At 62.2% G+C, this 24,556-nt stretch carries 22 protein-coding genes, 1 pseudogene and 4 riboswitches; of the genes and pseudogenes, 12 read left to right on the top strand and 11 right to left on the bottom strand.

Annotation, left to right across the window (positions count from 1 at the left end; genetic code table 11):
* Positions 1-56 precede the first annotated feature (56 nt).
* Positions 57-248, top strand: a riboswitch (cobalamin riboswitch).
* A gap of 118 nt (positions 249-366) precedes the next feature.
* Genes cobG through cobJ form a run of 4 tightly spaced genes read left to right on the top strand, consistent with a single transcriptional unit; the run spans position 367 to position 4,541 of the window.
* On the top strand, positions 367-1,581 hold the full coding sequence (cobG, locus tag P9255_RS05805) for a precorrin-3B synthase (protein ID WP_309765973.1): 1,215 nt from the start codon (positions 367-369) through the stop codon (positions 1,579-1,581).
* Positions 1,574-2,200 carry a precorrin-8X methylmutase gene (locus P9255_RS05800; protein ID WP_309789241.1) on the top strand — a complete coding sequence of 209 codons (627 nt, stop codon included), beginning with the start codon at positions 1,574-1,576 and terminating at the stop codon, positions 2,198-2,200. The genes cobG and P9255_RS05800 overlap by 8 nt, the downstream gene beginning before the upstream one ends.
* Positions 2,197-2,925: a precorrin-2 C(20)-methyltransferase gene (locus P9255_RS05795; protein ID WP_309765971.1), complete on the top strand. Its 729-nt coding sequence runs from the start codon at positions 2,197-2,199 to the stop codon at positions 2,923-2,925. Before P9255_RS05800 ends, P9255_RS05795 begins: the two co-directional genes overlap by 4 nt.
* Positions 2,913-4,541 carry a precorrin-3B C(17)-methyltransferase gene (gene cobJ, locus P9255_RS05790; protein WP_309789240.1) on the top strand — a complete coding sequence of 543 codons (1,629 nt, stop codon included), beginning with the start codon at positions 2,913-2,915 and terminating at the stop codon, positions 4,539-4,541. Before P9255_RS05795 ends, cobJ begins: the two co-directional genes overlap by 13 nt.
* Here the strand turns inward: cobJ and P9255_RS05785 are convergent.
* The 4 genes and pseudogenes from P9255_RS05785 to cobW form a co-directional block, all read right to left on the bottom strand.
* On the bottom strand, positions 4,520-5,092 hold the full coding sequence (locus P9255_RS05785; protein ID WP_309765969.1) for a VWA domain-containing protein: 573 nt from the start codon (positions 5,090-5,092) through the stop codon (positions 4,520-4,522). The two genes, cobJ and P9255_RS05785, sit on opposite strands and share 22 nt — an antisense overlap.
* Positions 5,093-5,205: 113 nt before the next feature.
* Positions 5,206-6,244, bottom strand: a pseudogene (locus tag P9255_RS05780) (ATP-binding protein).
* Complete coding sequence (gene cobN / locus P9255_RS05775) at positions 6,241-10,014, bottom strand: cobaltochelatase subunit CobN (protein ID WP_309765967.1); 3,774 nt, start codon at positions 10,012-10,014, stop codon at positions 6,241-6,243. The pseudogene P9255_RS05780 and the gene cobN overlap by 4 nt, the downstream one beginning before the upstream one ends.
* 4 nt (positions 10,015-10,018) lie before the next feature.
* Positions 10,019-11,098, bottom strand: coding sequence for a cobalamin biosynthesis protein CobW (gene cobW / locus P9255_RS05770; RefSeq protein WP_309765966.1), 1,080 nt, complete (start codon positions 11,096-11,098; stop codon positions 10,019-10,021).
* 113 nt (positions 11,099-11,211) lie between these two features.
* Positions 11,212-11,458, bottom strand: a riboswitch (cobalamin riboswitch).
* Between the two features lie 54 nt (positions 11,459-11,512).
* Positions 11,513-11,753, top strand: a riboswitch (cobalamin riboswitch).
* Between the two features lie 88 nt (positions 11,754-11,841).
* On the opposite strand from cobW, the gene P9255_RS05765 reads away from it, so the two are divergent.
* The 4 genes from P9255_RS05765 to P9255_RS05750 are packed head-to-tail and all read left to right on the top strand — an operon-like array spanning position 11,842 to position 14,376.
* Complete coding sequence (locus tag P9255_RS05765; RefSeq protein WP_309765965.1) at positions 11,842-12,258, top strand: cobalamin biosynthesis protein; 417 nt, start codon at positions 11,842-11,844, stop codon at positions 12,256-12,258.
* The gene (cobO, locus tag P9255_RS05760; RefSeq protein WP_309765964.1) at positions 12,255-12,857 is read left to right on the top strand and encodes a cob(I)yrinic acid a,c-diamide adenosyltransferase; all 603 of its coding nucleotides are present in this window, start codon (positions 12,255-12,257) and stop codon (positions 12,855-12,857) included. The genes P9255_RS05765 and cobO overlap by 4 nt, the downstream gene beginning before the upstream one ends.
* Complete coding sequence (locus P9255_RS05755; protein ID WP_309765963.1) at positions 12,857-14,155, top strand: cobyrinate a,c-diamide synthase; 1,299 nt, start codon at positions 12,857-12,859, stop codon at positions 14,153-14,155. The genes cobO and P9255_RS05755 overlap by 1 nt, the downstream gene beginning before the upstream one ends.
* On the top strand, positions 14,152-14,376 hold the full coding sequence (locus tag P9255_RS05750) for a DUF1289 domain-containing protein (protein ID WP_309765962.1): 225 nt from the start codon (positions 14,152-14,154) through the stop codon (positions 14,374-14,376). Before P9255_RS05755 ends, P9255_RS05750 begins: the two co-directional genes overlap by 4 nt.
* A gap of 7 nt (positions 14,377-14,383) precedes the next feature.
* Here the strand turns inward: P9255_RS05750 and P9255_RS05745 are convergent, their stop codons facing one another.
* A complete protein-coding gene (locus P9255_RS05745) occupies positions 14,384-15,157 on the bottom strand; it encodes a CbtA family protein (RefSeq protein WP_309765961.1) in 774 nt (257 codons plus the stop codon).
* Positions 15,158-15,166: 9 nt separating this feature from the next.
* Complete coding sequence (locus P9255_RS05740) at positions 15,167-15,403, bottom strand: CbtB-domain containing protein (protein ID WP_309765960.1); 237 nt, start codon at positions 15,401-15,403, stop codon at positions 15,167-15,169.
* A gap of 54 nt (positions 15,404-15,457) precedes the next feature.
* Positions 15,458-15,530, bottom strand: a riboswitch (cobalamin riboswitch).
* Between the two features lie 74 nt (positions 15,531-15,604).
* Between P9255_RS05740 and P9255_RS05735 the strand changes: the two genes are divergently transcribed.
* From P9255_RS05735 to P9255_RS05725, 3 genes are read left to right on the top strand one after another with little or no spacing between them, the layout of a single operon-like run.
* The gene (locus P9255_RS05735) at positions 15,605-16,189 is read left to right on the top strand and encodes a histidine phosphatase family protein (RefSeq protein ID WP_309789239.1); all 585 of its coding nucleotides are present in this window, start codon (positions 15,605-15,607) and stop codon (positions 16,187-16,189) included.
* A gap of 27 nt (positions 16,190-16,216) precedes the next feature.
* Positions 16,217-16,588, top strand: a complete 372-nt coding sequence (locus tag P9255_RS05730) for a DUF1428 domain-containing protein (protein WP_309765958.1) — start codon at positions 16,217-16,219, stop codon at positions 16,586-16,588.
* A gap of 38 nt (positions 16,589-16,626) precedes the next feature.
* Positions 16,627-16,941 carry an antibiotic biosynthesis monooxygenase gene (locus P9255_RS05725; protein ID WP_309765957.1) on the top strand — a complete coding sequence of 105 codons (315 nt, stop codon included), beginning with the start codon at positions 16,627-16,629 and terminating at the stop codon, positions 16,939-16,941.
* Positions 16,942-16,995: 54 nt separating this feature from the next.
* Here the strand turns inward: P9255_RS05725 and P9255_RS05720 are convergent, their stop codons facing one another.
* The gene (locus P9255_RS05720) at positions 16,996-17,334 is read right to left on the bottom strand and encodes a hypothetical protein (protein ID WP_309765956.1); all 339 of its coding nucleotides are present in this window, start codon (positions 17,332-17,334) and stop codon (positions 16,996-16,998) included.
* A gap of 82 nt (positions 17,335-17,416) precedes the next feature.
* Entirely contained in the window at positions 17,417-18,340 is a 924-nt protein-coding gene (gene lhpI, locus P9255_RS05715) for a bifunctional Delta(1)-pyrroline-2-carboxylate/Delta(1)-piperideine-2-carboxylate reductase (protein WP_309765955.1), read from the bottom strand.
* Between the two features lie 200 nt (positions 18,341-18,540).
* Between lhpI and ppk2 the strand changes: the two genes are divergently transcribed.
* The gene (ppk2, locus tag P9255_RS05710) at positions 18,541-19,437 is read left to right on the top strand and encodes a polyphosphate kinase 2 (protein ID WP_309789238.1); all 897 of its coding nucleotides are present in this window, start codon (positions 18,541-18,543) and stop codon (positions 19,435-19,437) included.
* 6 nt (positions 19,438-19,443) lie between these two features.
* On the opposite strand, the gene P9255_RS05705 is transcribed toward ppk2, so the two are convergent.
* The 3 genes from P9255_RS05705 to P9255_RS05695 all read right to left on the bottom strand — a co-directional run bounded on the left by P9255_RS05705 (position 19,444) and on the right by P9255_RS05695 (position 24,525).
* Complete coding sequence (locus P9255_RS05705; protein WP_309789237.1) at positions 19,444-19,665, bottom strand: hypothetical protein; 222 nt, start codon at positions 19,663-19,665, stop codon at positions 19,444-19,446.
* 145 nt (positions 19,666-19,810) lie between these two features.
* Complete coding sequence (locus P9255_RS05700; RefSeq protein WP_309765950.1) at positions 19,811-21,316, bottom strand: efflux transporter outer membrane subunit; 1,506 nt, start codon at positions 21,314-21,316, stop codon at positions 19,811-19,813.
* Positions 21,317-21,324: 8 nt separating this feature from the next.
* Positions 21,325-24,525, bottom strand: coding sequence for an efflux RND transporter permease subunit (locus P9255_RS05695; protein ID WP_309765949.1), 3,201 nt, complete (start codon positions 24,523-24,525; stop codon positions 21,325-21,327).
* Between the last annotated feature and the right edge of the window lie 31 nt (positions 24,526-24,556).

The following is a 24,556-nucleotide window of genomic DNA, read 5'->3' as shown; positions in this document are numbered from 1 at the left end:
CGCGCATCGCGAGAAAACGGCATGCACGAAGCGGTCTGATGGTCGATAAAACCGGGCATAATACAACGTCCGTCGGCGCCTGCGAGGGTCGAACCTCGAGGGCCTAACAGGGAACACAGCAAAACTGTGGCTGCCCCCGCAATTGTACGCAGCGAGTCCGCGCTCCACTGCCACTGGTTTATACCGGGAAGGCCGGCGCGGATGGCGACCTGCCAGCCAAGAGACCTGCCGACGCCAGAATCAACGCTTATTTCGCGCGAGCCGTCCGGGCGGGGTGTACCGGGCAGTTCATGGCGCGATACCGCATCCGTCACGCATTTGAACGCACATTCTTCAGTATCGCGGCCATCGGCCTGTCCGGGCCTCATGCGCATCGTGCCGGCACGAGACGGCGGCCTCGCGCGCTTGCGTCTGACGGGCGGCGAACTCGGCGCACCGGCGGCGCATGCCGTTGCGCGCGCCGCCATGCGCTGCGGCTCGGGCGTCATCGACGTGACCAACCGGGCCAACCTGCAATTGCGCGGCATTCGCGACGATGCCCATGCGGAACTCGTCGAAATCGCAATGAACGCCGGCCTCGGTCCGCAAGCCGCAGGCGGCGACGATATCCGCAACGTGATGCTGAGCCCGCTCGCGAACGCCTCGCTGCGCTCGCTCGCCGCCGGCATCACCGCCGCGATGCAGAGCGACGCCGCGCTGCACGCGTTATCGCCCAAATTCTCGCTGCAGCTCGACGGCGGCGAACGGCTCGCAATGCTCGATCACGCACACGATGTGTGGCTCTCCGCACTCGATGGCGGCGCGCGTTTCGCGTTCGGTTTCGCAGGGTCGATGCCGCATCGCGTCGATCATGCGCCCGCGCTCGGCAGCGTTGCGCGCGATGCCGTCGTGCCTTTCGTCGTCGCGGTGCTTCATGCGTTTCTCGCGCAAGCAACGCCGGAAGAGCATCGCATGCGTGAGTTTCTCGCACGAGTCGGCGTCGCGCGCTTTCTCCATGCGCTCACATTCGACGCCGTATCCACGACATGGCGTCGCGCACCGTCCGATGCATCGCTGCGCCTGGGCGCACATGCCATGCCGGATGACAACGCATGCTATGTCGGAGCGCAACCGCCGCTCGGCCGTCTCGATGCCGCCACACTGGGCGCCCTCGCCGATCTCGCCACATCGCATGGGGAGGGCCGCCTTATCGTGACGCCGTGGCAAAGCATCATCGTGCCGGGCGTCGTGCTGCAAGACACACAAAGCGTGATCGACCGCCTCGATGCGCTCGGCCTCGTGACGGACTCGCGCCATCCGCTTGCGCGACTTATCGCGTGTACCGGTTCGAGCGGCTGCGCGAAAAGTCATGCCGACACCAAAGCCGATGCTTACCGCCTCGCGCCGCTGTTGCCGCCCGATACGCACGTGCATCTGAGCGGTTGCGATCGTTCGTGCGCGGCGGCGCATCCCGTCGCGGTGACGCTGTTCGCTGTCGAAGCCGACCGCTACGACGTGCATTGGCACCCGCGTCGCGTCGCACGAAATCTATCCATCGAAGAGGCGGCCGCATGGCTCGCCCGGAGCCATGCCGATGCTTGACTACATTCGCGACGGCGCAGAAATCTATCGTCAGTCGTTTGCGACGATACGCGCCGAAGCCGACCTGAGCGCCATTCCATCCGACGTCGAGAAGCTCGCCGTGCGTTTGATCCATGCGTGCGGCATGATCGATATCGTTGACGACCTGCGTTTCTCTCCCGGCGCGGGCGATGCGGGCCGCGCAGCGCTTGCTGCCGGCGCACCGATTCTCTGCGATGCGCGCATGGTCGCCGAAGGCATCACGCGTGCACGCCTTCCTGCCGACAACCGCGTCGTCTGCACGCTCGGCGATCCGTGCGTGCCCGAACGCGCACGCATGATGAACAACACCCGGTCCGCCGCCGCACTCGAGTTGTGGCGGCCGCACCTTGCGGGCGCGGTCGTCGCGATCGGCAACGCACCGACCGCCCTCTTTCATCTCCTCGACATGATCGATGCCGGCGCACCGGAACCGGCGCTCATTCTGGGCTTTCCAGTGGGCTTCATCGGCGCGGCGGAATCCAAAGCGCTGCTTGCGGCCGACAGCCGCGGGGTGCCGTACGTCACCCTGCTCGGACGGCGCGGCGGAAGCGCGATGACCGCCGCCGCCGTGAACGCGCTTGCTTCGGAGACCGAATGATGAGCGGACGGCTCTACGGCCTGGGCGTCGGTCCCGGCGATCCCGAACTCATCACCGTGAAGGCGTTGCGGCTTCTCAAGTCCGCGCCGGTCGTCGCCTACTTCGTTGCAAAGGGAAAGAGGGGCAACGCATTCGGCATCATCGAATCGCATCTCGACGCGGCGCAGACGCGGCTGCCGCTCGTCTATCCGGTCACGACCGAAGCGCTCGAACCGCCGCTTTGCTACGAAACCATCATCAGCGCGTTCTACGACGAAGCGGCGCTCGCCATCGCCGATCATCTTGAAGCCGGGCGTGATGTCGCGGTGATCTGCGAAGGAGACCCCTTCTTTTACGGCTCATACATGTATCTGCACGATCGCCTCGCCGGACGCTTCGACGCGCACGTGGTTCCCGGCGTGTGCTCGATGCTCGGCGGCGTATCGGTGCTAGGCGCGCCGCTCGTCTATCGCAATCAGAGTCTCAGCGTGCTATCGGGCGTGTTGTCCGAAGACGAACTTCGGCGCAAGCTCGAATCATCGGATGCGGCGGTGGTCATGAAGCTCGGGCGCAACTTCGAGAAAGTGCGCCGGGTGCTGATCGATCTCGGGCTCGACAAGCGCGCGCTTTACGTCGAACGCGCGACGATGGCGAATCAACGCATCGTGCCGCTCGATGAAGTCGATCCGATGGCGTCGCCGTATTTCTCGCTGCTCGTCGTGCCGGGGAAGAAATGGCAGGCATGATCACGCGCCCGACCGTCGCGATCGTCGTGCTCGGCGAAAGCGCGATGCCCACTGCCCGACGCATTCAGGCCCGCTACGCCGGGTCGCTCGTGCATGGTCTTGCGAGCCGCGTCGCCGCTGACGTTGCATACGACGATTTCGGCGCGTACTTGCGTACGCTCTATGCAGCGCATACCCCCATCGTCGCGCTGTGTTCCGCAGGGATCGTGATTCGCGCACTCGCGCCCTGCCTGACCGACAAGCAAGCCGAACCGCCGGTCCTCGCCGTCGCGCAGGACGGCAGCGCAGTCGTGCCGCTCGTCGGCGGGATGAGCGGCGTCAACGTGCTTGCAAGAGAAATCGCCGCGGCGCTCGACGTTCAGCCCGCGATCACGACAAGCGGCGAATTGCGCTTCGGCACATGTCTGCTTGCGCCGCCGGAAGGTTATGCGCTGGCCGATATCGAACGCGGCAAGCGCTTCGTCTCCGACTTGCTCGCGGGCGAAACGACGCGCATCGAAGGGCATGCACCGTGGCTCGATGACGCCGATCTCCCGCGCAATGCCGATGCGCGCCTCGCCGTGCGCGTCACGCCGCATATCGATGCACGCGAAGATGACCTCGTGATTCATCCACGCTGCGTGGTGGCCTGGGTGCACGACATCGGCGGTGCTGTCGCTGAACGCGTGCGCGACGCGTTGCGCGAGCACCGCTTGTCGCCGCTCGCGCTTGCTGCACTCGTCGCGCCGATGCACGCAATGAAAAGCGAGGCATTCACGAGTGCCGCGCAAGCGCTCAACGTGCCGCTGCGTTTCAGCGATGCCATGCCTTCGCAAGACATAAGCATCACTGTCGCCGACAAACCAATCGATATCCTAACTATCGGCCGCGCGCGCGGCGCCCTGACGGTGATCGGTCTCGGTCCGGGCAACGCCGAATCGATGACGCCGGCATCGAAGGCAGCGCTCGCCGCCGCAGAAGACGTGCTCGGCTATGAGACATATCTGCGCATGGCAGGGCCTTATCGCGCCGGTCAACGCGTGCACATGACCGACAACCGCGAGGAGTTGCAACGCGCGCGGCATGCGTTCGAACTCGCAAGCGCCGGGCGCAACGTGGTCGTCGTTTCATCGGGAGACCCCGGCGTGTTCGCGATGGCCGCCGCCGTGCTCGAAGCACTGGACGAAGGCCGCGCAACGCATCCGGAATGGAACGCGGTCAAGCTGACGATCCTGCCGGGCGTATCCGCATCGCTTGCAACGGCTGCGCGCGCGGGCGCACCGCTCGGCCACGACTTCTGCGTACTGTCGCTATCGGACAACCTCAAGCCGTGGGACATGATCGAGAAGCGCATCATGCATGCGTGTGAAGCCGATCTCGTGATGGCCTTCTATAACCCGCTGTCGAAGGCGCGACCCTCTCAGTTCGATCGCGCGACGAATCTCGTGCGGCAGCACCGCGATGCAGCGACGCCCGTGGTGCTCGGCCGCGACGTCGGGCGTCCCGGTGAAACGATGCGCATTGTCACGCTCAGCGAACTGCATGGCGGACTCGTCAACATGCGCACGATGGTGATCGTCGGTTCATCGCGAACGCGCGCGTTCGGCGACTGGGTTTATACGCCGCGCTGGTATTGAAGCAGCGCATCCGCCGATACGCATTGCGCCCGCCACGACAGCGCCAACGCCTTAGCCCCGCCGACGCGCACCGGCCCATCATCGAAATCGACCACGACGATTCGATCCGCAAGCGCGGGTGCGGCGGGCCGCTCATTCACGCGGCCATCGGTCAGCAGCCATAGCCAGCGGCGCTGGCTGGGCCTGCGTCGCGCAGCGCGTGCCAGCACCGTTGCCGCGCTCGATATGCCTAGCGTGAGCGGCGATCCGCCACCGCCGCCAATCGGCGCGATCCATCGCTCGTTGAACCAATGCGCCGCGCCCGGTTGACGGAGCACTTGCGCGCGACCGCCGCCGAAGCATACGAGCGCGACTTCGGCGCGCTCCCGATACACGCGGTCGAACAGCGCGATCAACATGCCTTTCGCGCGTGCCAGACGCTCGCCGCCGACCATCGAAGCGGAGCAATCGAGCACGAAGCAATGCAGCGTGCTCGCATCGCCATCGGTGCGGCGAAAGCGCAGGTGGTTCGCATCGAACGGCAAGGCGCGCTTCGCTCGCAACGTCGCCATCCAGTCGATGCGCGCGCTCTTCGCGCCATCGCGTGCAACGTAGCGGCCTCTTGAACGCGCGTCCTGCCATCGAAGACGATGCGCTTGCGCATCGGCGTCGAGCCTTCGATGGCTCAGGCTTTTTTTGCGGCGAGCGGCCTGACTTGCTTGACCTTCGTCACGCCGACCGGCTCTGGCGGCACGTAGCCCCATTCGCCATCTTGCGCGCTCGCTCCGTCCGAACCGTTGGTGCCGTTCGTGCCCTTCGTGCCGTTCGCCCGGCGAGGCGGCGTTTCATGCGGCGGCGCTTCCTGCTCCCGGCGTCGATGACGCAACACGGCCTCGGCCACGCATTCGACGTGCTTCGTCTCGACGCGATGCGCGCCTTCGAGCGCCGCGAGCGCACGCGCCGCGCGCAGCATCACGAGGTCCGCGCGCAGGCCATCGACTTGTGCGGCGATGCAAAGCTCACTGACGCGCGCATGGACGGCATCGTCGAAATCGAAGTCTCTCAGCGCCGCGCGCGCCACATCGATACGCTCGCCGAGCGCCGCCTGATTGTCCGCGTGAAGTTCTCGGAACGATTCGGGATCCGTATCGAATGCGAGGCGCGACCTGACGATTCGCTGCCGCACGCTCGCATCGAAGCAATTGTCGAGTTCGACCGCAAGCCCGAAGCGGTCCAGCAATTGCGGACGCAGCTCACCTTCTTCCGGGTTCATCGTCCCGATCAGGACGAAGCGCGCATCATGGCGATGCGAGATTCCGTCGCGTTCGATGATGTTCACGCCGCTCGCCGCCACATCGAGCAGCTGATCGACGAGCGGATTGGGCAACAGGTTGACTTCGTTGAACATACAACACACCACGATGCGCTCTCGCCAGAAGACCCGGCGAGAAGTTCACGCCGCCGTCACGCAATGCGCTCTGAATGTCGAGCGTGCCGATCAACTGTTCTTCGCTTGCGCCCAACGGCAAGGTCACGAGGCGTCCTTCGGGCAGGAGTTCTGCAAGCGCGCGGGCGGCAGTCGATTTCGCTGTGCCGCGCGGCCCGCTGACCAGCACGCCGCCCAGAGAAGGATCAACGGCCGCTAGCAGCAGAGCCTGCTGCAACGGCGCCTGACCGACGAGCGCGGTGAAAGGAAACACTGGAAATGAAGAGGTTTCGTTCAAGTCTGTCGGCTCTCGAGTTGCTGCTCGACATCGAGCAGATGCTGCGTCACCGCCTCGCGATAGTCGCCCGGCTCTTGCCACAGGCCGCGCTCCATCGCTTCGAGCAAACGCTCGCAGATCGACTGCAACGCGTGCGGATTGTGCCGGGCGATGAAGTCGCGCGTGCCGGCATCGTTCACATAGGCATCGGTGACGAGCGCATATTGGTGATCGGATACGACGCGCGCAGTGGCGTCATAGCCGAAAAGATAATCGACTGTCGCAGCCAGTTCGGATGCGCCCTTGTAACCGTGGCGCTTGACGCCATCGATCCATTTCGGATTGACGACGCGCGCACGCACCACCCGCGAAATCTCTTCGTTCAACGTACGAACGCGTGGCGCTGCGGGGTTGCTGTGATCGGCGTTGTACGCCTGCGGTTGCACGCCCGACAGATGACGCACCGCCGCCACCATGCCGCCTTGGAACTGGTGGTAGTCGTTCGAATCGAGAATGTCGTGCTCGCGATTGTCCTGATTCTGCAAGATCACGTCGAGCGATGAAAGACGCGCGCCGAAGCTCGCGCGCGCTTCGACGCCGTCGCCACCTTGCGAATACGCGTAGCCGCCTGTGCTTTGATAGGCCTCTGATAAATCGGCGTCGGTTTGCCACTGACGCGCATCGATCAGTTCCTGCAAGCCCGCTCCGTATGCACCGGGCTTCGTGCTGAAGACACGCCAGCCCGCACGGCGACGCGCTTCGGTTGTATCGACACCGCGGCCGATGAGTTCATCGCGCTCGCGCAAGATCCGCGCGCGAATCGGGTTCACGTCGTCGGGCTCGTCGTCGAGTTCGGCAACGGCTTGCACGGCCGCGTCGAACAGATGCATGAGATTGGCGAACGCATCGCGAAAGAAGCCCGATACACGCAGCGTGACGTCGACGCGCGGACGATTGAAGATGGTGATGGGCAGAATCTCGAAGTCCGTCACGCGATGACTGCCCGCCGCCCATTTGGGCCGCACGCCGATGAGCGCGAACGCCTGCGCGATGTCGTCGCCCCCCGTGCGCATCGTCGCGGTGCCCCACACCGACAAGCCGATGGCACGCGGATAGTCGCCGTGGTCCTGCACGTGTCGTTCAACCAGCATGTTCGCGGACTTGAGCCCGAGCGACCATGCGGCTTGCGTCGGCAAGGCACGCGTATCGACCGAATAGAAATTGCGACCTGTAGGCAGGACGTCGGGCCTGCCGCGCGATGGCGAGCCGCTCGGTCCCGGCGGCACGAAGCGCCCTTCGAGACCGCGTTTGAGTTGCATGAGTTCTTGTGGTCCGCACGAATCCAGGCGCGGCAGAACATCGCCTTTCAGCCGTTCGAGCACCAGCCTCGTTTGTGGACCGGGCACTTGCGCATCGTCTTCGAGCAGTTGCATCGCGAGACATTCGAGGCGCTCGCGCGTGTCTCCCTCATGACGCCACGGTGCAGTACTCACCGCTTGTAATGCTTCAGGGCGGGGGCCGCTCCATGATGCGGACCAGTCGGCGTCGAGCGGATCGAAGGTATCGCCCAATTGCAGATCGCGTGCGAGCGCGGTGATGAGGCCCGCGTTCGCACCTTGCCCGTCGCCTGCCGGAAAGCGTCCTAACGCAAGCAACGTATCGCGGCGCTGCGCGCCTTGTGGCGATACCCCGAACACATGCAGGCCGTCGCGAATCTGCGCTTCCTTGAGTTCGCAAAGATAGGCATCGGCCCGCGTGAGCAAGGCATCTTCGCCGGCGATGTCACGCGGCGCATCGAGGCCGAGTTCTTCATGCAGCCTGTGTTCGACGATGCTTTCGAGTATCGACTTGCGCAACAGCTTTGCACGGCGCGCATCGACCATCAACGCTTCGTAGTATTCGTCGACTTGACGTTCGAGGTCCTGCAATGGCCCGTAGTTCTCGGCACGCGTGAGCGGCGGCATCAGATGATCGATGATGACCGCCTGCGCGCGCCGCTTCGCCTGACTGCCCTCGCCCGGATCGTTGACGATGAACGGATAGAGATGCGGCATCGGGCCGAGAATCAGGTCGGGCCAGCACAATGCGGACAATGCCACGCTCTTGCCCGGTAGCCATTCGAGATTGCCGTGCTTTCCGACATGCACGATGGCATCGACACTGAAACGCAAGCGCAGCCAGAAATAGAACGCCAGATACGAATGCGGCGGGACGAGGTCGGCGTCGTGATAGCTCGCGTAGTCGCTTCGTTCACGCGAACGCGAAGGCTGAATGCCGACGAAAACTTCGCCGCAACGAAAGCCTGCGATCATGAAGCGGCCGCGTCTTATCGTCGGGTCGTCTTCGGGTGCTCCCCATGTCGCTTCCAGCGCCGCGCGCGCATCGGCGGGCAGCGCGTCATACGCTGCGCGATATTCTTCGAGCGACAGGCTTTGCAGCGCGGGCCGGAGATCGCGCACGACGGGATCGTTCGTGACACCTTGCGTCAACGCTGCGATGAGCGCATCGCCGTTCTCGGGGATATTGCCGACGCGATAGCCTTCGCGCGCGAGCATCGACAGAATATTGATGGCCGATGCCGGCGTATCGAGACCCACACCATTGCCAATGCGCCCTTCGCTCGCCGGATAATTCGCTAGCACGAGCGCGATGCGTTTGGCCGCATTGGGTTTGTGCCGCAGCGCGCACCAGCGCCGACTGAGTTCCGCGACGAAGCGCACGCGCTCTGCATCGGCTTGATAGCGCACAACGTCCACTTGCGTATGCGGACAGTGATACGCGAGCCCTTTGAAACTTACTGCGCGCGTGATGATGCGGCCATCGACTTCGGGCAAGGCGATATGCATTGCGACATCGCGTGAATTAAGGCCCTGATTGTCCTTTAGCCAGTCGTCGCGATTGCCCCCGCTCAGAATTACCTGCAGCACGGGCGCATCGCCCGCAACTTCGAATGCTTCGCTTTCGCCGATGACGCCTGCAGCGAACGCCGTGGTATTCAGCACGAGCGACGCATGATGCTCCGCACACAAGCGTGCAACCACTTCACGGCTGACGCTTTCCTTAAGCGATGAAATGGCAATCGGCAGCGGATTAAGGCCTTCTTTCTCGAGCGATTCGACTAGCGCATCGAATACTGCAGTATTTCCCGCCTGCAGATGCGCGCGATAAAACAGCACCGCGACGACGGGCGCGCCTTCGGTCCATCGCGCGCGCCAGTCGTCGATCACGGCGATATCGCGCTCGGGATGATAGATCGCGACAGGAGGCAATGGACACGGCGGCTGCGGCTCGCGTCCGAAGCCGAGCGCATGAAGAGCGATCGCGCGCAAAAATGCCTCTGCGTTGCGCGCACCGCCTTCCCGCAAATAACGCGACAACACACGGCAGAACGCGGCATCGGCCGTGCTCTTGGCGATCAGATTCGGGTCTTCGGTGAGATCGCCCGAGAACATTGCGAGCACTTGCTTCTCGCTTCTCGCAAGCGTTACCAGCCGCTCGATCCCATAAGGCCAGTACGATTCGCCGCCCAGGTGATCGACGATGACCACTTTCGCATGACGCACGACATCGTCGATATAAAAGTCGACCGATGCGGGCTGGCGCAAGAACGACTGATTAGCGAGCCGCACTTCGGGAAAGCCGGCTTCAAGGCGCGGAAACACGCTGGCCAGCAGCGCGAGCGTCGTGTCAGCGGAACTCAGAACGACGATCGGCGCGCGCGTCTGTTCGATGCGTATGACGCCCGCGGCATCGTCGACGAAGCCGCCGGGCGTCGTGCGTAGCAGATGCATCGTGTCAGGCCTGCACGAGCGAATTACCGAGCGCGGCGTCGAACGCGGCCTGAAGCGCCTGCTGATCGAGGTCTTCGCCGATCAGCACGAAACGGCTCGCCGCTTCGCCTTCGGACCAGCGTCGATCGAAGTAACTGTCGAAACGACGCCCCACGCCTTGCACGACGAGACGCATCGCAGCGCCGGGGAGTGCCGCAAAGCCCTTTACACGATAAATGGTATGTTGCTCGACGAGCGTCTGCAACGCAGCGATCGCCTGCTCGCGCGACTCGATGCGCGCTTTAACCACGACAGAATCGAACTCGTCATGGTGATGATCCGCGTGGCCTTCGTCATCGACTGAGCCATGGTGATCGTTCCGCAGATGAATCGACTCTTCCGATGCCGATTGCAAGCCAAGCAATGCATGCAGATCGAGCCGGCCCATTTGTGCAGGGACGATCTTCACTTGCGGCGGAATCTCGGGACGTATGAGTGTTTCGACTTTGTGGAACGCATCAGCGTCCATCAGGTCCGTCTTGTTCACGATCACCAGATCGGCCGATGAAAGCTGATCCTCGAACAATTCATGCAGTGGCGATTCATGGTCCAGATTCGGATCGGCCTTGCGCTGTGCATCGACTGCAGCGGGATTCGCCGCGAACTGTCCGCTTGCAGCAGCGGGACCATCGACGACGGTGATGACGGCATCGACGGTAAACGCATTCTTGATGGACGGCCAGTTGAACGCCTGCACGAGTGGCTTCGGCAACGCAAGACCGGACGTTTCGATCAGCACATGGTCGATGCGGTCTCGCCGTTCCAGCAATTGCTCCATCACGGGGTAGAACTCTTCCTGCACCGTGCAGCACAAACAACCGTTCGCAAGCTCATAGAGATTGCGGTCGGCAGACGCCGCTTCGTCATCGCAACCGATGCCGCAGCCTTTCAGAATCTCGCCGTCGATACCGAGCTCGCCGAACTCATTGACGATCACCGCCAGGCGCAAGCCCTGCGCATTCGACATGATATGGCGCATCAAGGTAGTCTTGCCGCTGCCGAGAAAGCCGGTCACGACGGTGACGGGAATCTTGCGGGTTTGCATTGTTGCTCCGTGGCGTGTGTGCGTGCGCGGCGCCGCTCGAGGCATCGAATGCGGATGGAACGGGAAAGGCGCACGGCTTCGTGATCATGAACCGAGCCGCATCCCCGCGGCATGGGTCCTGGCGAAAGTCTGGCCGGTATCCGGGCTTGCGACTCATTACGCCGCCTTCCTGCCGTTGGCAGTGGCGTTTAGCGCAATGCGCGGTATCGTCAATACCGATACCGCCAGTCGCTTACCGTTGCGGGGGCAGCGCAGGTTGGCGCACGCCATACGCATGAAATGGCTAAGCGCTCCCTGCTTCCCGTTTGACTGTGCGCGAAAAGAAGCTCGCGCACGAGCACCAGACTGCGTGAAAGTCTAGGCTTAGCGGACACGAGCGTCAAGGAAACACGCGCCTTAAAGAAGCGCCTATGGTATCTTTGGCCCGCGACTGGTGCTCGCGCGTTCGAACGCAACGCGCAGTTAAACGGGAAACAGGAAGCCGTGTTTCTGGACGAATCACGCGCCAGCCTGTGCTGTCCCCGCAACGGTACGCGACCGGCGGCTTGTGCCATGCAATGCCGCGCACGGTGCTCAAATGCCACTGCCGCGCAGGCGGGAAGGCCGCACGATGAGGTCGCAAGCCCGGATACCGGCCAGCGCAGGGGACGAAGCGCATTGCGTGATTTCATGCGGCGCGCTTCGCCGAACGCCGCGCATCCGCGAGGGACGCATGCACGGCGCAAGCCGCCATTTTCTTTTCGATGATGACCATTAGCGCGACCCGGCGCCATCTTGCAGTCGGCATCGGTTGCAGGCGAGGCGCGAGCGCAGACGCCATCGAGCATGCCGTACGCACGGCGCTCGACGAAGCCGCGCTTTCATTCGATGAAATCGCCTTGGCCGCAAGCATCGACGCTAAAGAATGCGAAGCTGGCCTGCTGGCGTTTTGCGAGCGTCATCGTTTGGCTTTGCATTTTTTTAACGCGGAAGAAATTGCTATAGCGCCGGTGAATTACTCTCGCCAAGCCGCCAGGCACATGAATGTCGACGGCGTGTGCGAGCCTTGCGCCATATTGGCGAGCGGCGGCGGACGGCTCGCACTCGGAAAGACCATCGTCGGCGGCGTGACCGTCGCGATCGCAATGAAGAACGCGCCATCAGACAAGAACGCCCCATGAAAACCGACACCGAATCGCATTTGCGGATGACGCAGCGTCGCAAGGAAGGCCATGAAAAGAAGCAGGCCGCCGCCGATCACGAGAAGGGCCTGTTGATCGTGAATACCGGCAATGGCAAGGGCAAGACCACAGCCGCGTTCGGCATGGCGGTGCGCGTGCTCGGCCACGGCATGAAGCTCGGCGTCGTGCAGTTCATCAAGGGCGCGTTGCATACGTCCGAACGGGATTTTCTCGGCGCGGCAGCGAACTGCGATTTCGTCACGATGGGCGATGGCTATACGTGGAACACCCAGAATCGCGAAGCCGATATGGCGACCGCGCGCAAGGGATGGAACGAAGCGCGCCGCATGATCGAAAGCGGTGAATATCAGATGGTTGTGCTGGATGAACTCAACACCGTGCTCAAGTACGAGTATCTTCCGCTCGATGAAGTGCTCGATGCTCTGAAGGGCCGACCCGCGATGCTTCATGTGGTCGTAACAGGCCGTCATGCGCCGGAGGCGCTCGTCGACATTGCCGATCTCGTCACCGAAATGCGGCTCGTGAAGCATCCATACCGTGAGCAAGGCGTCAAAGCGCAACGGGGCGTCGAATTCTGATGGCGCGCTGCCCTGCACTTTTCATCGGCGCAAGCGCCTCGCATCAGGGCAAGACCACCGTGACGGCTGCGCTTGCCCGTCATCATGCGCGGCAAGGCCGGCGCGTGCGCGTCTTCAAGACGGGGCCTGATTTTCTCGATCCGATGATTCTCGAACGGGCATGCGGTTCGCCCGTTTATTCGCTGCATCTGTCGATGGTCGGCCTCGATGCATGCCGCGCGATGCTTGCACAAGCGGCGCGTGAAGCCGATCTTATTCTTATCGAAGGCGTGATGGGCCTGTTTGATGGCACGCCCAGCAGCGCCGATCTTGCCGCCGCGTTCAACGTGCCCGTGCTGGCCGTGATCGGCGCACATGGCATGGCGCAGACTTTCGGCGCGGTGGCGCTCGGGCTTGCGCGTTATCGCACGGATGTGCCGTTTCATGGCGTGCTCGCCAATCGCGTGGCATCGGCGCGTCATGCGCAAATGTTGTCGGAAGCCATTCCCGAAGGACTGCACTATTGCGGGCATCTTTCCAACGCCGAAGACATCGGGCTGCCTGAGCGTCATCTCGGCCTGACGCAGGCGCAGGAAATCGCGAACCTCGATGCGCGCCTCGACCGCGCTGCCGATGCCATCGCATCAACGGCGCTTCGCGATCTGCCACCGCATGTGGCGTTCGAAGATGCGACGCTTGCGGCGCCGCCGCGTTTGCTCGAAGGCATACGCATCGCGATTGCGCGCGATACCGCGTTTTCTTTCGTCTATCCGGCGAACATCGACTTGCTGATCGCGATGGGCGCGACTGTCGTCACGTTTTCGCCGCTCGCCGACGAACCCTTGCCCGCCGATACCGATGCGCTCTATCTTCCCGGCGGCTACCCCGAACTGCACGCAGCCGCGCTGGCATCGAATGCACGCACGCAAGCATCGATCAGGGAACACGTCGCGCGCGAGCGCCCCGTCTTGGCGGAATGCGGCGGCATGCTTTATCTGCTCGACACGCTAACCGATATCGATGGCAAGCAGCACGCGATGCTCGGCTTGCTGCCCGGCGATGCTTCCATGCAGCGGCGCCTATCGCGCCTTGCGATGCAGCGTCTCGACACCGCACACGGCGCACTCACCGGCCATACGTTCCACTACTCCACGCTCGATACCGCGATGCAGCCGCAACTCATCGCGGCACACGCAACGACGGGCGCGACGGGCGAAGCGGTATATCGGCACGGCCGCATCACGGCAACTTACATGCACGCTTATTGGCCGTCGAACCCGGCGGCAACCGCCGCGATTTTTCGCGGCGAAACACTATGACGACGACATTGGACCTCGCATTCACGATCGAACGCGCGAAAGCGCAAGAACCCATTGGTTCGCCTTGCACCGGCGTATGCAAAATCGATCCCGCACACGGACTGTGCGCGGGATGCTTCAGAAGCCGCGAAGAAATCAAAGCCTTCAGAGCAATGGACGATGCCGCGAAACTGGCGCTTCTCGACGAATTGCCCAACAGACGTGCATCGATGTCGGCGTGAGAATCTCTCAGGCCGCAGCCATTCTTCGCAGCGCGGGACGTTCCAGTTCACGCGCGGCAAGTGCGCCGAAGACCAGACCGAGCGCCGTCCAGATGATCGCCTGAATGCCGATAGCGGCAAGCCGGAAATTCCATAGCAGCGATGCGGAGAAACCGGCGGGTACTTCATCGACGCGAGGAAGGACGAATTGCGCAAGCACCATCAACGCGATATATGCAGCACCGGCGATGACCGTCGCGTTCCAGTTGCCCTGACTCTTATGCAGGCGCCTTTGCAGCCACACCGCGAATACCGCCGCTGCAATGGAGATCGCTAGCATGCCGAAGAACAATGCAGTGCGCGCCCCAATGGTTTCCGGATTGCCGACGGCGGGCGGATTCGGCGGATACATCAGAAACGGCGTGATAGTCACGCTCACGAAACCGAACGTCGCAAGCAATGCCGCCAAGCCGCGCGCGTGAAAAGCGCCGAGCCGCCCGTAGGCCACCGCAAAGACAAGCGAGAAAATGCCGCCGAGCGCCGTGGCGAATACCGCGATGCCGGTCAGCAAACCCAGGCCTGCCTGAGTCTCTCGGCTAACGATTTCTTCGCCGCCTTCGTGTTCATGTGCATGCGCCGCGCTTTCATGCCCTTCATGCCCTTCATGCGCGTGCTCGTGCTGTGCTTCGAAAGCGATGGCCCGCTCGACCGATGCTTCACCGACCGTCTTTGCAAAGGCGAAGCCGAGCAGGCCCGCGACGAGTCCCGCGATCATGCCGCGTATCAACAGACTGCGAATCATGGTGCGTCCTCAGTGGCACGGAAAGCCAAGCAAATGCCGGCCGTCGTGAACGAACTCGTGGACGTAGGTGCCCGACAGAATCGATGTGGCGCCCTGCTCGGCACCGACGAAGTAAATGGCGATCAGCAGAATGAGGCCGATAAACACGGCCCAGGGCAGGACTTCGCGCACCGGAATGGGAGCAGGCGCATCGATAGCCGGCAGAGAAGGGGCAGCGGAACAGGCCGTTGCGTTGGAAGCGTTCATTGATGGTTTCTCCAGGGAAAAGCGCGTCCCGATAGACGAAGAGCATGCAGCGGGGTCTGACTCGCGGCTGTCGGTTGAGACAAGCCGCTTACAGTGGCGCGACCGTGCCGGGCTTGCACCGGCTTCCTCGCATTGCAAGCTTGCCATTCTATGACGATTGCCGGCAAAGTAAAGCAACCATCTCAAGAGCCATTCATTCACGTGAACGTGATTCTGCTTTGCCACGCCGCTACGCACGCCATGAAAGCCGCGCGCTTTCCGACTGGCGACGAACCCGCCGAGCATGACCAACTCATGCATTTGCAATTTCCTCGCGGCTATCCTGTCATGTCGAGTCCCGCCGCCGCGGCGCGTCAGACCGCTGCATGGATCACGAGTCAGTTCACGACCGACCCCGCCTTCGACGACATCGACTATGGGCGTTGGCGCGGCCATGCCGTTCGCGAGATCGCCCAGCAGGAACCGGAAAACGTCGCCGCATGGTTATCGGATGTGAATGCGCGTTCGCATGGCGGCGAGAGCATCGCCGTGCTGGCCGAACGCGTCGGGCAGGCGCTCGAGCGTATCGCCAACGATGCGTCGCATGAATGCTGTGTCGTGGTCACGCATGCAATCGTCGTCAAGGCGGCGCTTGCGCTCGTGCGTGGGGAACCGTTAGCGTCATTGCTAAAGATGGATCTGACGCCGTTGTCGTCGATATGGCTCGACTACGATGCAGCGCAAGGTACTTGGTCCACGCGAAACTTCGATGCCAGCGTGAGGCTCAAACGCATCGACAGCGCGTGACGCTGCCGCACACTCAAGGAGACTCACATGGCGCACTACGTTGACGGTTTCGTCGTACCCGTGCCAATCCAAAAGATTGATGCATATCGGGCCATGGCCGAGGAAGCCGGGAAAATCTGGCTCGAATATGGCGCGCTGCAGTTCGTCGAAACCATCGCCGATGACGTCAAAGCAGGCGAAGTGACCTCGTTCCCCCAAAGCGTCCAGCTAAAGGAAGGCGAAACGGTTGCGTTCTCGTGGATACTCTACGACTCGCGAGAGCAACGCGATGCGGTCAATGAGAAAGTTATGAACGACCCTCGCCTGAAGGCCATGATGGAGAACGCCGAGCCGCCGTTCGACCCGAAGCGCATGTTCTTCGGGGGATTCAAGACGCTCGTCGAACTGGGAAGTGCCTAGAACTCGCTTAGCGCAATTCGCAAAGGACAAGCATCGAAATGTTTATCGCCATGAATCGCTTCAAGATCGTCCCGGGCGCAGAAGCCGACTTCGAACGCCTTTGGACCAGCCGTGACTCTTACCTGAACGAAGTGCCCGGCTTTGTGGAGTTTCATCTGCTGAAAGGCCCGGGCAAGGACGACCATGTACTCTATTCGAGCCATACGGTCTGGGCGAATCGTGCGGCGTTCGAAGACTGGACGCGTTCAGACGCGTTCCGCGCCGCGCATCGCAACGCAGGCGGCGAAACCCGGCAGCTTTACTTGGGCCATCCGGAATTCGAGGGCTTCGAAGTCATTCAGACGATCCGCTGACACGCGCGTTTTACACGCTCATGAAAAAACGCACTAAGTCAGCCGCGAATTAGCTTAAGCCTTGGCGCCGCGCGCCATGCGCTGCAACGTCGAGGAATCGATCGCGGCAGCGCAGATGCGCACGGCTTCTTTCAATGTCCTGGGCCGTCCTTCGCCGAATTGCGATTCGAGCATGGCGACGGCCCTCACTCGCTCGTCGTTCCCTAGCTTCTCGCCTGTCGCAAGCTCCAGTACGGAAATAAAGTAAGCGGCGGGCGGAGTTGCGCGTCCTGCTGGATTGCGGTGCCCTCCGCCGACAACATGCGTCTCGCCGCTTTGGTCGCGGTGGCCATCAAACGCAGTCCGGCGCACGGCCGGCCATGCCGCCCATTCGGTGTCGTTTCGACTAGTCATTGATCTGATCTTCGCTGAAGTGCGGTGCGCCTCGAGCGCATCGCCATTAGTAAATCAGACAGCAAAGAACGTTCCACACCGTTTATGCGTCAGGCTTTTGATCCGACAGAACCGCCCTCGCCACGCGGCATGCAGCAAGATCCCAGGCTGCGCATCCGACTGATTTGAAAACCACGGGACGCCCCGACGCATTGCGCGCACTGAGCGCCGATGAAAGCGGAGTCACAGCGTTCCAGTCGACGCCCGCCAAAATGTAGTCGCCTGCTTCATGGCGGGCACCCGCCAAGTCATCGACATAAAGCTCGCTCGCATGAATGACGGACGACGCGATTTCCGCCGCGTCCGAAGTAAATGCGCCAACACCGATGACAAGGCGAGCCGGGTTCGCCGGCTGCCCGTAGACCGGCGTCTTGCTCGTGGTCGCGGTAATCACGACATCGACCGCATCGGGAACAGAGCCGTGCTCGACCGGCTCCATGTTCGCGCACAGGCCCGCGTTCTCCTCGAAGAACACGCCGGCGCGACCCGGCCGCGAGCCGAGAATATGGATGCGTGCTTCGGGATAAAGGCTTGCAAGCGCCTCGACATGATGCAAGGCCTGCTTGCCGGTACCGATCACGAGCACGGCGCGAGGCGCATGAACGGCAAGCGTGCGTATTGCAAGCATGGATACCGCGGCAGTGCGGCGGCCTGTGACGGTCGGACCATCCAGCATGAATTGCAGCGCGCCCGTCCTGGCATCGAATGCGCTGACCTGGCCGTGTATCGTCGGCAAGCCCAAAGCGCCATTGCCGGCACATACGTTGACGAGCTTATGCATTGCGATATCGGCGGCGGTCGCGGGCATCGACAACATCACGCCGCCGTGGGCAAGCGGCACGACCATGCGCTCGGGACTGAGGATACGCCCCGCCGCGTAGTCGAGCATGGTCGCGGCAAGCGTGTCGACGAGGCGATCGTAAGGCAATAGGCGCGCGGTTTGCATTGCATCGAACGTATCGGTCATCGTGATCGCCTCTGTGAGTTTTAGCGCCAAGCGCCCGGACATTCTAACGGCGCACGAACGCGTGTCAGAAAGCGCGAGCGTTTCTACAATGAACGAATCGTTGCGGCGTCATGTGGCTGCAACGAGACGCGGTCATAATCGGCGGTCCCGCGCCGCGTTCAGCAACGACCGCGCGATCCAAACGCATTCCGGAGCCCGACATGACCATGACGGACAAGCAGCGCCGTTTTCACGCCGATCTGATCGACAGCTACGACGAAGAATTCGAAATGGAGATCGACGACTGTTTGCTGGACGGTGAAGCAGCGTTCTCCGATGAAGAACGAGCGATTCGCAAGACGTATTTCCGCGAACTCTTTCGCCTGCAAGGCAAACTCGTGAAGCTGCAGGATTGGGTCGTGCACACGGGGCACAGGCTCGTCGTGATATTCGAGGGACGCGACGCAGCCGGCAAGGGCGGCGCGATCAAGCGCATCACGCAGCGGCTCAATCCGCGCGTATGCCGCGTGGCCGCCCTGCCCGCGCCGAACAATCGCGAACGCACGCAGTGGTATTTCCAGCGCTACGTGTCGCATCTACCCGCTGGCGGCGAGATCGTCTTGTTCGATCGCAGCTGGTACAACCGCGCGGGCGTCGAACGCGTGATGCACTTCTGCACCGACGACGAATACGAGGAGTTCTTTCGCTCCGTGCCCGAGTTCGAGAAGATGCTGGTGCGCAGCGGCATCCAGATCATCAAGTACTGGTTTTCGATTACCGATGACGAACAGGAAGTGCGCTTTCAGGCGCGCATCGAAGACCCGCTCAAGCAATGGAAGCTGAGTCCGATGGACCTTGAAAGCCGTCGCCGATGGGAAGCGTACACGGCCGCCAAGGAAGTCATGCTGCAGCGCTCGCATATACCGGAAGCGCCGTGGTGGGTGGTGCAGGCCGTTGACAAGAAGCGCGCGCGCCTGAACTGCATTCATCACCTGTTGAGCCAGGTGCCTTATCACGAGATCGAGCATTCTTCGATACAACTGCCGGAACGCGTATTCAATCCCGATTATTTGCGCCAGCCCGTACCACAGGAAATGTACGTTCCCGAAGTCTATTAATGAGCCTTAGCAGCAGTGACGGCAGCCGATACGTTCGATCGCCTGCCCGCGCTGGCGATGCACCGCCTGACGCGCGACGAACTGATAAGCGTGCTGCGAATCCTTTAGCAGCATCACGAACATGACTTGCGCGAGATTGAAGTCGAGCGTGACCATGAGCCGCATGAGCACTAGCAGAGGCAGCACGACGGCGGGTTGATAGATTTGTCTGGCGATCAAGGCTTTCATTGGCGGCTCCCATTCCCATGACTTCGATTCTATGGATAGGAGCGATGGCGATAAATGGCCCGCAAGTGAAGACATATGTTCCTTCACGCGAACAATCGACGCCTCGAAAAAAAAGCCCCGCGTCAAGCGGGGCCAAACACCGGCATCAGTTCTTTGCGAGACTCGATTCGGGAACCGGCGTGGGCATCGCATCGCCCCATCCGCCGCCGAGCGCGCGTATCAGGTTCACCGTCGATACGGCCTGCGTTCCCGCAAGCTGAACCGCCGCCCGCTGCGATTGCAATACGGTGCGCTCGGCGTCGATCACATCGAGGTAATTCACTGCGCCTTCGGTGTACTGCTTGCGCGAAAGCTGCGCGGCGCGCACCGATGCGTTGACCGCATCGGCCTGCGTCGTGGTCTGCGTTTCGAGGATGCGCAAGTCCGACAAGTTGTCTTCCACTTCGCGGAACGCAACGAGCACTTGCTGACGATAATTCGCCACGTCCTCTTCATAGACGGCGCGCGCATTCGCGAGATTGCCCTTGCGACGGCCGCCATCGAAGATGGGCAGATTGAGCATTGTGCCCGCGAACGGCCCGAGCAGGAACGTGCGGCTCGACCAGTTGAAGAGATCGCCGAGCGTTGCGGATTCGAAGCCGCCCGATCCCGTCAACGTCAAGGACGGAAAGAACGCCGCCTTGGCTACGCCGATGCGCGCATTCGCTGCGGCCATCGCCCGCTCCGCTGCCGCGATATCCGGACGACGTTCGAGCAGCGACGAAGGCAGGCCGGGCGGCAAGCGCACCGTTACCGGCTTGAGCGGATTGGCCGCCATCGTGAATTGCGCGGGCGTCTTGCCGAGCAGCACCGCAAGACCATGTTCCGATGCCGCGCGCAAGCGTTGCACCGTCATCGCATCGGAACGGGCGGTGGCCAGTTCGGACCGTGCGCGCGCGACATCGAGTTCGCTGATGTCGCCCTCCGCGAAACGTCGCTGCACGAGCTTCAGTGCTTCTTCGCGCAAGGTCACGGTCCGCGTGAATACATCGGCTTCCGCATCCAGCTCGCGCAGATTGAAGTAGTTCTGCGCGACATCGGCCTGCAACGCGAGCTGCACCGAACGGAACAGCGCTTCGCTTTGCTGCGTGTCGGCGCTGGCCGCCTGCACCGAGTTCGATACGCGACCGAACAAATCGACTTCATACGACACGCTCGCCTGCGCGCGCCATAACGTCTGCGCAGGAACATTCGCGTTGGGCGGCAGAAATTGCGAGGCCGGCGAGAACTTCTCGCGTGTCGGACCGAAGCCGGCATCGAGCGTCGGGAAAAGCCCTGCACGCGCCGTCTGGTTGATTGCTCGCGCTTCCTTCACGCGGGCCGCCGCAGCCTTCAGGTTCTGGTTGGCCTCTTGCGCCTGACGTTCCAGATCGTTGAGCGTGGCGTCGTCGAACACGGTCCACCACTCGCCGCGCAGCATCTCTTCCGAGGGCTGCGCAGTCTTCCACGTACCCGCTTCCGACGGCGACAGCGTCGGCGTTTCCTTATACGCGGCCGGTGCGTTCACATCCGGCTTCTCATAGGTCGGCGCAAGCGAGCACCCTGCAACCAAAAGCAGCGACGCCATCAAAGCGGGCAAGCCCGACCATCGTTTCATTAGCGACTTATTCATCTTCCACCTCATTGCGCTTCGTACGAAGCACCGATACCGCGCATCTGCGGATGCGTGCCATGCTTGTCCGTCACGTGTTCCGTGCGGCTCAGCTTGCGCAGGATCACGTAGAACACCGGCGTCAGCATGAGACCGAAGAGGGTCACGCCCAGCATGCCGAAGAACACGGCGACACCCATTGCGTGACGCATCTCCGAACCCGCGCCCGACGACAATACGAGCGGCACCACGCCCATGATGAAGGCGATCGATGTCATCAGAATCGGACGCAGACGCAGGCGGCTCGCTTCGATCGCAGCCTGCACGATCGACCGTCCCTGCATTTCCAGCTCGCGTGCGAACTCCACGATGAGAATTGCGTTCTTCGCCGACAAGCCCACGAGCACCATCAAGCCGATCTGCGTGAAGATGTTGTTGTCGCCATCCGTGAGCCATACGCCGACGAGTGCGGACAGAATGCTCATCGGCACGATGAGGATCACCGCGAGCGGCAACGTCAGGCTTTCATACAGCGCAGCGAGCACGAGGAACACGAGCAGCACGCTGATCGGGAACACCCACAGCGCAGCATTGCCCGCGAGGATCTGCTGATACGTGAGGTCCGTCCATTCGAACTTGATTCCGCGCGGCAGCACTTCAGCCGCAATGCGTTCCGCAGCCGCCTGTGCCTGGCCGGACGAATAACCCGGCGCGGGACCACCGTTGATATCGGCCGCGGTGTAGCCGTTGTAGCGCACCACCATTTCCGGGCCATACGTCGGCGATACCTTCACGAGCGATGAAAGCGGCACCATGTCCCCGTTCGCGTTACGCGTCTTCAGCAAGCCGATGTCTTCGGGGTTCGCACGGAACGGCGCATCGGCCTGCACGCGCACCTGATACACGCGCCCGAAGCGGTTGAAGTCGTTGACATAGAGCGAGCCGAGATAGACCTGCATCGTGTCGAAGACATCCGTCACCGAGACGCCCAGTTGCTTGGCTTTCACGCGATCCAGATCCACGTTCAGTTGCGGCACGTTGATCTGATAGCTCGAGAACGTGGGTCCGAGTTCCGGCGTCTGCGATGCGCGCTTGATGAAGGCTTGCGTGGCATCGGCGAGCGCCGCATAGCCGAGCGCGCCGCGATCTTCGAGTTGCATCTTGAAGCCGCCGAGCGTGCCGAGGCCGAGCACCGGCGGCGGAGGAAACACGGCGATGAACGAACCCTTGATACCCGCATACTTCTGATTCAACGCTCCGGCAATTGCATTGGCGGACAGGGACTTGTCATGCACCCGGTCCTTGAACGGCTTGAGCGTGACGAAGACGATGCCTGCGCTCGATGAGTTCGTGAAGCCGTTCACCGACAGGCCCGGAAACTCCACTGCGCTTTCCACGCCCGGCTGCTTCAGCGCGATGTCGCTCATCTGGCGAATCACGCCTTCCGTGCGATCCAGCGATGCGCCATTCGGCAACTGCGCGAAGCTGATCAGATACTCCTTGTCCTGCGCGGGCACGAAGCCGCCGGGCACGATCTTGCCCATCAGCACCGCACCGCCGAGCAGCACCGCATACACGACCATCATCATCGCCTTGCGGTTGATGACGTTCGCCACGCCCTTGCCGTAGGCATCCGATCCGCGATGAAACACCTTGTTGAAGCGGCGGAAGAAGCCGCCGAACACGCGATCCATTCCACGCGTGAGCCAGTCCTTCGGCTCGTCGTGGCCCTTCAGCAGAAGCGCGGCGAGCGCCGGCGACAGCGTCAGCGAGTTGAACGCGGAGATCACCGTCGAGATCGCAATGGTCATCGCGAACTGCTTGTAGAACTGCCCCGTCAGACCGGACATGAACGCGAGCGGCACGAACACGGCAACCAGTGTCAACGCAATGGCGATGATCGGCCCGCTCACTTCGCGCATTGCCTGATACGTCGCATCTCTCGCCGATAAGCCTGCTTCGATGTTCCGCTCGACGTTCTCGACGACGACGATCGCATCGTCGACCACGATACCGATTGCGAGCACCATGCCGAACAGCGACAGCGCGTTGATCGAGAAGCCGAACGCAAGCAACAGCGAGAACGTCCCCACGATCGAAACAGGCACGGCAAGCAGCGGGATGATGGAGGCACGCCAGGTCTGCAGGAACACGATCACCACCAGCACGACGAGCGCGATGGCCTCGATGAGCGTGTGAATCACCGCTTCGATACTGGAGCGCACGAATTGCGTCGGGTCATACACGATCTGATATTCGAGGCCCGCGGGCATGTCGGCCTGCAGTTCCTTCATCGTCTTGCGCACTTCATCGGAAATCTGCAGTGAGTTCGCGCCCGGTTGCTGATTGATCGCGATTGCCACAGCCGACTTGTTGTCGAGCAGCGAGCGCAGGCCGTATTCGGATGCTGCAAGCTCGACGCGCGCGACATCGCTCAGATGCGTGACCGCGCCATCGGGCGACGTCTTCAGCACGATGTCGCGAAACTCCGACTCGTTCTGCAAGCGGCCGCGCGCATTCACGTTCAGTTGCAGCGGCACGTTGGGCAGCGTCGGAGAACCGCCGATCACGCCCGCCGCAACCTGCACGTTCTGCTCGCGAATCGCGTTGACGACATCGGTTGCCGTCATGCCGCGCTGCGCGACCTTTTGCGGATCGAGCCAGACGCGCATCGAATAATCGCCCGAGCCCCACAACTGCACTTCGCCCACGCCGGCGATACGTTCGAGCCGGTCCTTGACGTTGATGAGCGCGTAATTGCGCAGATACGTCATGTCGTAACGGCCGTTCGGCGAGTTCAGGTGAACGACCATCGTAAGTGTGGGCGATGACTTGATCGTCGTCACGCCGAGACGCTGCACGTCCTGCGGCAAGCGCGGCAGCGCCTGATTCACGCGGTTCTGCACGAGCTGCGTGTTCTTGTCGGGATCGGTGCCGAGCTTGAACGTCACAGTCGTCGTGAGGTTGCCGTCGCTGTTCGCCTGCGATTGCATGTACAGCATGTCCTCGACGCCGTTGATCTGCTCTTCGAGCGGCGAAGCCACGGTCTCCGCGATCACCTTCGGATTCGCGCCGGGATACTGCGCATGCACGACGACCGATGGCGGCACGACTTCCGGATACTCGGAGATCGGCAGCTTGAACATGGCGATGATGCCCGCCAGCAGCACGACCACCGATAACACGCCCGCAAAGATCGGGCGGTCGATGAAGAATTTGGATATGTTCATGACGAGTTCTTTCCGTTGGCGATCACGCGCT

Origin of the sequence: Caballeronia sp. LZ019 (genome assembly GCF_031450825.1) — a bacterium.
Lineage (GTDB): Bacteria > Pseudomonadota > Gammaproteobacteria > Burkholderiales > Burkholderiaceae > Caballeronia.
Note: the sequence above shows the minus strand (reverse complement) of the source record. Positions and strands in the feature narration are given on the sequence as shown.

Bases quoted from the DNA above. Each gene is read 5' to 3' on its own strand.
- cobG (WP_309765973.1), top strand. From the start codon at position 367: ATGCGCATCGTGCCGGCACGAGACGGCGGCCTCGCGCGCTTGCGTCTG.
- P9255_RS05800 (WP_309789241.1), top strand. From the start codon at position 1,574: ATGCTTGACTACATTCGCGACGGCGCAGAAATCTATCGTCAGTCGTTT.
- P9255_RS05795 (WP_309765971.1), top strand. From the start codon at position 2,197: ATGATGAGCGGACGGCTCTACGGCCTGGGCGTCGGTCCCGGCGATCCC.
- cobJ (WP_309789240.1), top strand. From the start codon at position 2,913: ATGGCAGGCATGATCACGCGCCCGACCGTCGCGATCGTCGTGCTCGGC.
- P9255_RS05785 (WP_309765969.1), bottom strand. From the start codon at position 5,092: ATGGCGACGTTGCGAGCGAAGCGCGCCTTGCCGTTCGATGCGAACCAC.
- cobN (WP_309765967.1), bottom strand. From the start codon at position 10,014: ATGCATCTGCTACGCACGACGCCCGGCGGCTTCGTCGACGATGCCGCG.
- cobW (WP_309765966.1), bottom strand. From the start codon at position 11,098: ATGCAAACCCGCAAGATTCCCGTCACCGTCGTGACCGGCTTTCTCGGC.
- P9255_RS05765 (WP_309765965.1), top strand. From the start codon at position 11,842: ATGATGACCATTAGCGCGACCCGGCGCCATCTTGCAGTCGGCATCGGT.
- cobO (WP_309765964.1), top strand. From the start codon at position 12,255: ATGAAAACCGACACCGAATCGCATTTGCGGATGACGCAGCGTCGCAAG.
- P9255_RS05755 (WP_309765963.1), top strand. From the start codon at position 12,857: ATGGCGCGCTGCCCTGCACTTTTCATCGGCGCAAGCGCCTCGCATCAG.
- P9255_RS05750 (WP_309765962.1), top strand. From the start codon at position 14,152: ATGACGACGACATTGGACCTCGCATTCACGATCGAACGCGCGAAAGCG.
- P9255_RS05745 (WP_309765961.1), bottom strand. From the start codon at position 15,157: ATGATTCGCAGTCTGTTGATACGCGGCATGATCGCGGGACTCGTCGCG.
- P9255_RS05740 (WP_309765960.1), bottom strand. From the start codon at position 15,403: ATGAACGCTTCCAACGCAACGGCCTGTTCCGCTGCCCCTTCTCTGCCG.
- P9255_RS05730 (WP_309765958.1), top strand. From the start codon at position 16,217: ATGGCGCACTACGTTGACGGTTTCGTCGTACCCGTGCCAATCCAAAAG.
- P9255_RS05725 (WP_309765957.1), top strand. From the start codon at position 16,627: ATGTTTATCGCCATGAATCGCTTCAAGATCGTCCCGGGCGCAGAAGCC.
- P9255_RS05720 (WP_309765956.1), bottom strand. From the start codon at position 17,334: ATGACTAGTCGAAACGACACCGAATGGGCGGCATGGCCGGCCGTGCGC.
- lhpI (WP_309765955.1), bottom strand. From the start codon at position 18,340: ATGACCGATACGTTCGATGCAATGCAAACCGCGCGCCTATTGCCTTAC.
- ppk2 (WP_309789238.1), top strand. From the start codon at position 18,541: ATGACCATGACGGACAAGCAGCGCCGTTTTCACGCCGATCTGATCGAC.
- P9255_RS05705 (WP_309789237.1), bottom strand. From the start codon at position 19,665: ATGAAAGCCTTGATCGCCAGACAAATCTATCAACCCGCCGTCGTGCTG.
- P9255_RS05700 (WP_309765950.1), bottom strand. From the start codon at position 21,316: ATGAATAAGTCGCTAATGAAACGATGGTCGGGCTTGCCCGCTTTGATG.
- P9255_RS05695 (WP_309765949.1), bottom strand. From the start codon at position 24,525: ATGAACATATCCAAATTCTTCATCGACCGCCCGATCTTTGCGGGCGTG.